Genomic DNA, 9,953 nt, shown 5'->3' on the forward strand with positions numbered 1-9,953 from the left:
ATCGAAAGGAATGCGCCATGAAGTTATATGTGATTTCGCTGGCCGTGGGTTTGCTGGTCGGCATCATCTACGCCATCTTGCAGGTGCGCTCGCCGGCGCCGCCCGCGATAGCCCTGATCGGCCTGCTGGGCATGCTGATCGGCGAACAGATCGTCCCCAGCGTCAAGCGCCTGATGGCGGGCGAAGCCATCACGGTGGCGTGGCTGCGCAGCGAATGCGTGCCGAAGATCAGCGGTGTGGAAGCGAAGCCAACGCTGGCCAAGGCGGAGCAGCCGAAGGATGACGGCGTCGCCTGACCCCTGTCTGCCGAGCAAGATGCGCTAGAACGCGCCCAGCAAGCCGCGGCGGGCGGCCACCGTGGCCGCCTCGGTGCGGCTTGAGACGTTGAGCTTGGTCAAAATATTATTCACATGAAATTTGACGGTGCCCACCTCGATGCCGGCGCTGCGCGCGATCATCTTGTTGCTCTTGCCCGCAGACAAGTGCAGCAGGATGTCGTGTTCGCGTTTCGACAGGCGGTTCGCCTCGATGCGGCCGGCCTGCTGCGCCGCCAGTTCCGGCGGCAGGTAGTGCCTGCCGGCGGCCACCTGGCCGATGCACTGCGTCAGTTGCAGGAAGCCGGAATCCTTCAGCAGGTAGCCGCGCGCGCCGGCGCGCAGGGCGCGGTGCACATTGTCCTCGCCCTGGTAGGTGGTGAGGATGACGATCTTCGCTTGCGCGTCGTCTGCGCGGATGCGCTCGATCGCCTCGACGCCATGCATTTCTGGCATGTTCAAATCCATCAGCACCACGTCGGGCCGCAATTGCCGATACAGCTCCACGGCGGCGCGGCCCGTGCCGGCCTGGCCCAGCAGGACTAAACCCGGCAGGGAGGCGATCAGCGACGCCAGGCCGGCCAGGATCAGCGGGTGGTCGTCGGCGATCAGCAGCGAGACAGGCGGCGCGGCGTCGTCGTCGCGGGGCAGGGGCGTGTGCATGGTTGTCCTCATGGCGCAGGCAGGGTGAAGTGGAAGACGCTGCCATGGGGCGCGCCGGGCGCATGCCACAGGCGGCCGCCGTGCGCGTCGAGGATGCGGCGGCAGATGGCCAGGCCCATGCCCATGCCGTCCGGCTTGCTGGAATACCCGGCGTGGTACAGGCGCTCGGCCGCCTGCGGCGCGACGCCGGCGCCATTGTCGGCGACGCTGAAATGCTGCGCGCCCCCCTCCAGGCGCGAGGATAGCCGCACCGTGCGCGGCCGGCCGCTGGTGCCCTGCAGGGACTCGATGGCGTTCATCAGCAGGTTCAGGATGACTTGCCGGAATTGCACCGGATCGGCGCGCAGCAGCGGGCGGCCCGGCGCCAGCTGCGTTTGCAGGTGGATGGCGTGGCGTTGCAGTGGCGCGCGCAGCAGCGGCAGCAGCTCCTGCACGGCGTCGTCGGCCGCAAAATGAGCGTGGCTGCCCGGCCCGTTGCAGGCCAGGCCGTGCACGCTGCGCAGCACGGCGCTGGCGTGGCTGCCGGCGCTGGCGACCAGGGCCAGCGCCGCGCGCGCCTCCTCGAGGCGGGGCGGGTCGTGGTCGAGCCAGCGCAAGGCGGCATCGGCATTGAGCGCGATGGCGGCCAGCGGCTGGCGCACTTCGTGCGCGACCGACGCAGCAAGTTCGCCCATGCCGGCCATGCGCTGTGCCTGCGCCAGGCCGGGGTCTTGTTGCTGAGGGAAATAATGCATGCTGGCCATCGCCGTGCTCCTGTCGCTGTCGCGGCGGATGCCGCGTTGCAACAAGTATGCATGGCATCGTCGTCAGGGCACTTATACGAATGGGGGAGGCGGACGGTTTTTTTGCAAGGCAGGGACGGGAAGCACCGCCAGGCGGGCCGGCGATGCGGGAAGCGCAGAACGGTCAGGACTTGATAAAGGCCAGCAGGTCTTCGTTCAGGCGGTCCTTGTGGGTGGCCGGCAAGCCGTGCGGCGCGCCTTCATAGATGACCAGCTTGGCGTGCTTGATGAGCTTGGCAGCCGCCTTGCCGGACGCCTCGATGGGCACGATCTGGTCGTCGCCGCCGTGCACCACCAGGGTCGGCACGGAGATTTTCTTCAGGTCGGCCGTGAAGTCCGTCTCGGAAAACTGCTTGATGCAATCGTAGGCGTTCTTGATGCCGCACTGCATGCCCTGCAGCCAGAAGGTGTCGCGCATGCCTTGCGACACCTTGTTGCCGGGACGGTTGGCGCCGAAGAACGGCACCGTCAGGTCCTTGAAGAATTGCGAACGGTCGGCCAGCACGCCGGCGCGGATGCCGTCGAAGACGGACATCGGCAAGCCGCCCGGATTGGTGTCCGACTTGACCATCTGCGGCGGCACGGCGCCCACCAGCACGGCCTTGGCCACGCGTTTTTCGCCATGGCGGCCGATGTAGCGCGCCACTTCGCCGCCGCCCGTCGAATGGCCGACCAGGGTCGCGCCCTTGATGTCGAGTGCGTCGAGCAGGGTGGCCAGGTCGTCGGCGTAGGTATCCATGTCATTGCCCTGCCATGGCTGGCTGGACAGGCCGTGGCCGCGGCGGTCGTGCGCGATCACGCGGTAGCCGTGGCTGGCCAGGAAAATCATCTGGTCTTCCCAGGCGTCGCCCTGCAATGGCCAGCCGTGGCTGAAGACGACGGGCGTGCCCGTGCCCCAGTCCTTGAAATGGATGACGGTGCCGTCCTTGACGGTGATGCTGTTGACGCTGAGCTTGCCCGGCGCAGCGGCAGCGGCGGCAGGCTTGGCGGCGGCGCTGGCGCCACCGGCGGCCAGGAGGCCCGCGCCGGCGGCCACACCGGCGACGCTGACGAGCAGCTTGCGGCGGGAGTTGACTTCTTCGGCTTCGATTTTCTTCGACATGATGCATTTCCTTCGGGGATAGGGGAGGGAGGCCAGGCATGGCTTGGCATCAGCGAGTCTAGGCCTTCGCGCGCGTGGGCGCCTCTGCCAAAAGACCAGTCGCGCCGAGTCTTGCGCCTGCCTATGATGGTTGGCAGCGGCGCGCCGCGCCGCCTGGCTTTCCACTGGAGCGATCATGAAGAAAAACTGGATGGCGGCGCTGGCCGGCCCCTTCTTGCCCGATGCGGGCTTGCTGTTTGCGCGCGTGACGGGCGCGCTGCTGGTGCTGCACGTGCACGGCTTGCCCAAGCTGCTGCATTTCTCCGAGGAACTGGCGCGCATCGACGATCCGCTGCACCTAGGCCGCGCCGCGACCCTGTACTGCGCCCTGTTCGCAGAACTCCTCTGCCCGCTGCTGATCGCCGCCGGCTTGCTGACGCGCCTGGCCTGCCTGCCCTTGCTGTTCCTGCTGGGCGTGTCGATGCTGCTCGTGCACCCTGACTGGAGCATCGCCGACGGCCAGTTCGGCTGGCTGCTGATCATCGTCTTCGGCACCATCGCCATCAGTGGTGCGGGACGCTATTCGCTCGATGCGCGGTTGCGCGGCTAACTCATATGATCCCCGCCCGCGCCACCAGGCCGGCGGGGATTGTTATTTCCGACAAGCATTTAAGTCTGGCCTACAAGGTGTGGCAGCGCACGGTGGCGCGGGGCGGGCGCGGTTAAGGTGGCGATAACAGCTTGCTGCTGATCCAGAGTTTGATATGGCTCAGCCCGGCAGCGTTTAGCCGCTTCTTTTTCCCGGAAGCGAGGAGAATCATGATTCGATCACGGCATCGAGCATGGTTGAAATTATTCACTGTTAAAGGAAACCATCATGAACGCGATTGAAAAAGCCAGCTCCGATCTGAACGGCACGCTCCAGGATACCCGCCAGGACTTGCACCGCACCATCGACAAGGTGGCTAGCTAGGCCCAGCCCCTGGCCGACAAGGTCGCCACGCGCGCCCATGACGGCGTGGACGTGGTGGGCGACCGCATCGACCAGGTCAGCGATACCGTCGGCAAGGCTTCCGAACGCCTGATGGCGCGCGGCAAGCAATTGGGCGCCGCCTGCCAACGCGCCGGCGAGACGGGCCGCGGCTACGTGCGCGAGCGCCCGGCCGTATCGCTGCTGGTGGCCGTCGCTGCCGGTTATGGCCTGTCGAAATTGCTGGGTTCGCGTAAATCGTAACTAGCCGTCGTTTTACGCGTTCCTGTCGAGTATTTGTCGTGGGCGCCGGTCCGCTTCGCCATCCTGGCGAACGGAGCCGGCGCCCACGCGCACGAGGTAGTCGTAGCAAGCGGTAAGGGGGAAGACATGCGCCTTGTTGTGCCTGACGGGCGTACCTGTTCCCATCATTATTTCATTGCCCTGTTCGTGCGCTGAATGAGGGAGCCGTAGCGTTCTCCCGGGGCAAACTACTCACAGGAGACGTCATGGCTAGCAACAAGAAAACACCGTCCACCGACGGTGCGGGTTCCGTATTGAGCAGCATGTCCGGCCCATCCGAAACGGATCCGCCGCAAAGCCTGGGCAGCGACCACGCCGCGGCCCAGGCGCTGCTGAAAAAAGCCGCCGCAGGCCAGGCGCTGTCGGCCGGCATGCCCGACAATCCGAATCTCGCCGGCCAGTACGGCGAGGCGGCGCGTGCGCCGGCCGAAGGCGTGCACGTGGCGTCGCACGAAGCGCTGGCCACGGCCAGCACGACGGGCGAAACGCTGGCTTCGCCGAAGGTGGGCGACGGCCAGCCGGCCCTGGGCGAGAATGCGCGCAACGCGACGCTCGATGGCGCCCGCGCCGACGACAGCGGCTGCGTGCTGACGACGAACCAGGGCGTGCCCGTGGGCGACAACCAGAATTCGCTGAAGGCGGGCTTGCGCGGCCCCACCCTGATGGAAGACTTTATTTTGCGTGAAAAGCTCACGCATTTCGACCATGAGCGCATTCCCGAGCGCGTCGTGCATGCGCGCGGTTCGGCCGCGCACGGCTACTTCGAATGCTACAAGGAGCAAAGCAAGCACACGCGCGCCGCGCCGTTCGTCAAGGCGGGCAAGCGTACGCCCGTCTTCGTGCGCTTTTCCACGGTGGCCGGCGAACGGGGTTCGACCGATACGGCGCGCGACGTGCGGGGCTTCGCCGTCAAGTTTTATACGGATGAAGGCAACTGGGATCTGGTCGGCAATAACATTCCCGTCTTCTTCATCCAGGATGCGATGAAGTTCCCCGATCTGATCCACGCCGTCAAGCCCGAGCCGAACAGCGGCATCCCGCAGGCGGCCAGCGCGCATGACACCTTCTGGGACTTCGCTTCGCTGTCGCCGGAAATCACGCACATGCTGATGTGGGTGATGTCCGACCGCGCCATCCCGCGCAGCTTCCGCATGATGCAGGGCTTTGGCGTGCACACCTTCCGCCTAGTGAACGCCAAGGGCCAGTCCGTCTTCTGCAAATTCCACTGGTCGCCCATGGCTGGCACGCATTCGCTCGTGTGGGATGAAGCCGTCAAGCTCAGCGGCGCCGATTCCGATTTCCACCGGCGCGACCTGTGGGAAGCCATCGAGTGCGGCGAATACCCCGAATACGAGCTGGCCTTCCAGGTCTTCACGGAAGCGCAGGCGGAGGCCTTCCCCTTCGACGTGCTCGATCCCACCAAGCTGATACCCGAGGAACTCGTACCGTTGGTCCCCGTCGGGAAAATGGTCTTGAACCGCAATCCGGACAATTTTTTCGCCGAGACGGAGCAGGTGGCCTTCTGCACGGCGCACATCGTGCCCGGCATCGATTTCAGCAATGATCCGCTGCTGCAGGGCCGCATCCACTCGTATGTGGACACGCAGATCACGCGCCTGGGCGGCGCCAATTTCCATGAAATCCCCATCAATTCCCCGCTGGCGCCGCTGCACAACAACCAGCGCGACGGCATCCACCGCCAGGCCATCAACCGGGGGCGGGTCGCGTACGAACCCAATTCGCTGGCGGGCGGCTGTCCGTTCCAGGCGGGGGCCAAGGGTTTCAACAGCTTTCCCGCCCCCGTCGAGGGTGACAAGGTGCGCGGCAAGCCCGAGAAGTTTGCCGAGCATTTTGCGCAGGGACGGCTGTTCTGGATCAGCCAGACGCCGGTCGAGCAAGACCATATCGTGCATGCGTTCCGCTTCGAGCTGAGCAAGGTGCAGACGGTAGCCATCCGCCTGCGCGTGGTGGCCATGCTGCGCAATGTCGATGAAACCCTGGCGCAGCGCCTGGCCGATGGCCTGGGCCTGGCCTTGCCGCCGGCCATGCCGCTCGCCTCCATGCTGCCCATGCCCACGTATCCGCCATCGCCGGAACTGTCGCTCTTTTTCCGGCCCGGCAAGACGGGCATCCATACCCTGCGCGTGGCCATCCTCGTGGGGCCGGGCAGCGATGGCGCGCAGGCGCGCAGCATCTACGCGTCCCTGCTGGCCGACGGCGCCGTGCCGCGCCTGGTGGGCAGCCACCTGGGCAAGGTCGACACGAGCGGCGGCGCGCCGCTGGCTGTGGAAGTGTCGCTGGAAACGGGGCCGTCGGTGCTGTTCGATGCCGTCGTGATCCCGGACGGCCAGGGCGCCGTGCAGCAGCTGGGCAGCGACGCCAACGCGCTCGACTTCCTGCGCCTGCAATACCGCCACTGCAAGCCGATGCTGGCCGTTGGCGCCGGCAAGGGCTTGCTGGACCAGGCTGGCATACCGGCAGCCCTGCCCGATGGCAAGCCAGATCCCGCCATCTTCATCGTGGCCTCCAGCGAGGTGGTGAAAGCCGTGGCCGCCTTTAAAAAGGCGCTGGCGGCGCACCGGGCGTTCGCGCGCGAGACGGACCCGCCGCGCGTGTGAGCGTCGGCTGCGGCGCAGGCGAAGAAGGGGGGGCGGATCCGCCGGGTCCGCCCCCGCCGGTCCGGCCGCCCATCCTGTTTGCCCTGTCCGCGCAACGCCGCCCAACAATGTAAACAATAAAAACGTCCTGCGGTGATATGCTGCTGACTAGAACTGTTCATTTGCAACTGTTTGCTTAATAGCAGTAGAGTTGCAGCAAAGAACGGTTTCAGCAAACCAGATCGCGATTGCCGCATGGACAAGTACACACCACGGACCTGGGGGCCGGGCGAACGCCCGAACCTGCCCGGGTCGCCATCGACGCCCGAACATTCGACGCCCAAGCGCGTCGCGTATTTCATCGTCGGCCTGATCGTCGCGCTGACGGGCGGGTTGGGTAACGGCCTGGTGACGGCCAATTTGCTGAACCTGCAGGGATCGCTGGGCGCGTATGCCTACCAGATGCAGTGGCTGCCGGCGGCCTACGTGATGACCATCGTCTCCATGAATCTGCTGCTGGTGAAATTCCGCCAGCAGTTCGGCCTGCGCCTGTTTACCGAATTCTTCCTGGTGCTGTACGCGCTGGTCACCTTCGCCCACCTGTATGCGAATACCCTGCCGTCGGCCATCGCCGTGCGGGCCGCGCATGGCATGGTGGGCGGTGCGCTGGGGGTGCTGGGCCTGTACTACACCCTGCAGGCGTTTCCCGCGCGGCACCGGCTCAAGGGCGTCGTGCTGGGCCTGGGCTTTGCCCAACTGGCGCTGCCGCTGGCGCGCATCTTCACGTCCGAACTGCTGCAGATCGGCGAATGGCACGGCCTGTACCTGTTCGAACTGGGCCTGGCCCTGCTGGCGCTGGGCTGCGTGCTGGCCCTGAAGCTGCCGCCCGGCGACCGCGTGCAAACCTTCGAGCCCCTCGATTTCCTCACCTTCATCCTGTTTGCGCCCGGCGTGGCCCTGCTGTGCGCCGTGCTGGCGCAGGGGCGCACGGCCTGGTGGATGGAAGCCGAATGGGTGGGCGTATGCCTGGCGTGCTCCATCGTGCTGATCGCCGCGTCGCTGGCCATCGAGCATAACCGCGCGCGCCCGCTGCTCAACACGCGCTGGCTCACCACGGGCAAGATCGCCAAGCTGTTTTTATCCGTGCTGCTGTTTCGCGTCGTGCTGTCCGAATCGACGGGCGCCGTCGGCTTCCTGCAGGCGCTGGGCTTGAACACGGACCAGATGCAGAACCTGTTCATCGTGGTGCTCCTGGGCAGCGTGGCGGGCCTGGTGGTCAGCGCGCTGACCATCAATCCGGCCACCATCCACCGCTCGCTGATGTTCGCGCTGCTGCTGATCGCCGTTGGCGCGCTGATCGACGCGCACGCCACCAGCCAGACGCGCCCCGTCAATATGTACCTGAGCCAGTTCCTGCTGGCCTTTGGCGGCACGTATTTCCTGGGGCCCACCATGGTGGCCGGCATGGGCGCCGTCATCGCCGAGCCGCGCAACCTGGTCAGCTTTTCCGTGATGTTTACCATGACGCAGAACCTGGGCGGCCTGCTCGGTTCGGCCATCGTCGGCACCATCCAGACGGCGCGCGAGAAATACCATTCCAGCTATCTGGTCGAGCACCTGACCATGCTCGACCCGCAGGTGGCCGCGCGCGTGCAGTCGGGCGCAGCAAGCTATGGCAGCGTGCTGGGCGACCCGGCGCTGCGCAGCGCCCAGGGCGTGGCGCGGCTGGGCGCCATCGCCACGCGCGAAGCCAATGTGCTGGCCTACAACGACGTTTTTCTGATGATCGCCGGCGTCGCCATCGCCACCTTGCTGTGGATGCTTGTCAGCCAGTCCTGGACCCGCATCACCACCGGCGCGCGGCGCCTGGTCGGCCCCGTGCGCGATGCGCAGACGGCCATGGCCATCGTCCCCATTACCAATTCGGAACCGAGCAATGACAGAAAATAACAATCCGCCGCCACCTCCCGCGCCGGCACCCACCCCCGTACCGGCAGCGCCTGCCGCCGCGCCCGCCACCTCGTCCACGGCGCAGCCGGACCGGCGCCACCAGTGGCTGTCCGCGCTGGCCTTTGCCGCCGTGGCGCTGGTGGGCGTGCTGATCGTGCTGTACGCGTGGCGCCTGCCGCCCTTCACCAGCCCCATCGTGACGACGGAAAACGCCACCGTGCGGGGGCAGGTGACGATCATCGGCACGCAGCTGTCCGGCTATGTGGTGGAAGTGACGGTGCAGGATTTCATGGATGTGAAGGAAGGCCAGCTGCTGGTGCGCATCGACGACCGCATCTACCAGCAGCGCTACGAGCAGGCGCAGGCCCAGCTGGCGGCGCAGCAGGCGGCGCTGTCGAACTGGGCGCAGCAGAAGGCCAGCGCGCAGGCGGGAATTTCCGTCAGCGAGGCGGCGCTGGCCAATGCGGAAGCGCAGGCACGCAAGGCCAGCGCCGACCTGAATCGCGTGGAGCAATTGGTGGCCGACGGTTCCCTGTCGCAGCGCGAACACGACCAGTCGCGCGCCGCGCAGGCGCAGATGGCTGCCGCGCTGGCGCAGGCGCGGGCCAATCTCGACATTGCCCAGCAAAGCGTGCATAGCGTGGTGGTCAACAAGCAGGCGCTGGAAGCGGCCGTGGCGAATGCGCAGGCAGCCGTCAAGGCAGCGAAGATCGACCTCGATAACACGCGCATCGTGGCCCCTTCCGACGGCCAGCTTGGCCAGGTGACGGTGCGCCAGGGCGCCTACGTGAATTCGGGCGCGCAACTGATGGCGCTGGTGCCGCGCCAGATGTGGGTGATCGCCAATTTCAAGGAAACGCAGATGAACGGCGTGCAGGAAGGGCAGAGCGCCACCTTCCACGTCGACGCCCTCGACGGCGCCGTGCTGACGGGCCAGGTGGAACGCATCTCGCCGGCCACCGGTTCCGAATTTTCCGTGCTGCCGGCCGATAACGCGACGGGCAATTACCTCAAGATCGCCCAGCGCATTCCCGTGCGCATCCGCATCGATCCGGGCCAGGCGAATGCGCGCCGGCTCGTGCCCGGCATGTCGGTGGTGGTCAGCGTCGACACGTCCGCCGTGCTGAACGACTCGGCGGACAATCCCGCGCCTCCGCCGGCGCCGCCGAAAAAGGCAGCCGCAAAGGCCAGGCCATGACACGCCGCGCCCTGTTGATGGCGGGCGCGCTGGCGCTGGCCGGCTGCGCCGCCAAGGCGCCCTTGCCGCCCCCGTCGGCGCTGCAGTTGCCGTCC

10 protein-coding genes are annotated in these 9,953 nt (G+C 66.5%); 6 read left to right on the forward strand and 4 right to left on the reverse strand.

Annotation, left to right across the window (positions count from 1 at the left end; genetic code table 11):
* Nucleotides 1–17: 17 nt before the first annotated feature.
* A complete protein-coding gene (locus tag GCN74_RS25745; protein ID WP_152259296.1) occupies nucleotides 18–296 on the forward strand; it encodes a XapX domain-containing protein in 279 nt (92 codons plus the stop codon).
* A gap of 24 nt (nucleotides 297–320) precedes the next feature.
* Here the strand turns inward: GCN74_RS25745 and GCN74_RS25750 are convergent, their stop codons facing one another.
* The 3 genes from GCN74_RS25750 to GCN74_RS25760 form a co-directional block, all read right to left on the reverse strand.
* Nucleotides 321–977, reverse strand: coding sequence for a response regulator (locus tag GCN74_RS25750; RefSeq protein WP_152259297.1), 657 nt, complete (start codon nucleotides 975–977; stop codon nucleotides 321–323).
* Between the two features lie 8 nt (nucleotides 978–985).
* On the reverse strand, nucleotides 986–1,762 hold the full coding sequence (locus tag GCN74_RS25755; RefSeq protein ID WP_152259298.1) for a sensor histidine kinase: 777 nt from the start codon (nucleotides 1,760–1,762) through the stop codon (nucleotides 986–988).
* Between the two features lie 121 nt (nucleotides 1,763–1,883).
* On the reverse strand, nucleotides 1,884–2,861 hold the full coding sequence (locus GCN74_RS25760; protein WP_152259299.1) for an alpha/beta fold hydrolase: 978 nt from the start codon (nucleotides 2,859–2,861) through the stop codon (nucleotides 1,884–1,886).
* A gap of 175 nt (nucleotides 2,862–3,036) precedes the next feature.
* On the opposite strand from GCN74_RS25760, the gene GCN74_RS25765 reads away from it, so the two are divergent.
* Both GCN74_RS25765 and GCN74_RS29415 read left to right on the forward strand, forming a co-directional pair.
* Nucleotides 3,037–3,450 (forward strand): DoxX family protein, encoded by a 414-nt coding sequence (locus GCN74_RS25765; protein ID WP_226939221.1) that lies wholly within the window; start codon nucleotides 3,037–3,039, stop codon nucleotides 3,448–3,450.
* Between the two features lie 414 nt (nucleotides 3,451–3,864).
* Nucleotides 3,865–4,074 (forward strand): hypothetical protein, encoded by a 210-nt coding sequence (locus GCN74_RS29415; protein WP_226939222.1) that lies wholly within the window; start codon nucleotides 3,865–3,867, stop codon nucleotides 4,072–4,074.
* A gap of 12 nt (nucleotides 4,075–4,086) precedes the next feature.
* Here the strand turns inward: GCN74_RS29415 and GCN74_RS28980 are convergent, their stop codons facing one another.
* Nucleotides 4,087–4,239 (reverse strand): hypothetical protein, encoded by a 153-nt coding sequence (locus tag GCN74_RS28980; RefSeq protein WP_193317266.1) that lies wholly within the window; start codon nucleotides 4,237–4,239, stop codon nucleotides 4,087–4,089.
* A gap of 80 nt (nucleotides 4,240–4,319) precedes the next feature.
* Between GCN74_RS28980 and GCN74_RS25775 the strand changes: the two genes are divergently transcribed.
* The 3 genes from GCN74_RS25775 to GCN74_RS25785 all read left to right on the forward strand — a co-directional run bounded on the left by GCN74_RS25775 (nucleotide 4,320) and on the right by GCN74_RS25785 (nucleotide 9,858).
* Nucleotides 4,320–6,731, forward strand: coding sequence for a catalase (locus GCN74_RS25775; RefSeq protein WP_152259300.1), 2,412 nt, complete (start codon nucleotides 4,320–4,322; stop codon nucleotides 6,729–6,731).
* A gap of 234 nt (nucleotides 6,732–6,965) precedes the next feature.
* Nucleotides 6,966–8,660, forward strand: a complete 1,695-nt coding sequence (locus GCN74_RS25780; protein ID WP_193317267.1) for an MFS transporter — start codon at nucleotides 6,966–6,968, stop codon at nucleotides 8,658–8,660.
* On the forward strand, nucleotides 8,647–9,858 hold the full coding sequence (locus GCN74_RS25785; protein ID WP_226939223.1) for an HlyD family secretion protein: 1,212 nt from the start codon (nucleotides 8,647–8,649) through the stop codon (nucleotides 9,856–9,858). Before GCN74_RS25780 ends, GCN74_RS25785 begins: the two co-directional genes overlap by 14 nt.
* Nucleotides 9,859–9,953: the final 95 nt, after the last annotated feature.

Origin of the sequence: Janthinobacterium sp. FT14W (assembly GCF_009208755.1) — a bacterium.
Lineage (GTDB): Bacteria > Pseudomonadota > Gammaproteobacteria > Burkholderiales > Burkholderiaceae_D > Janthinobacterium > Janthinobacterium violaceinigrum.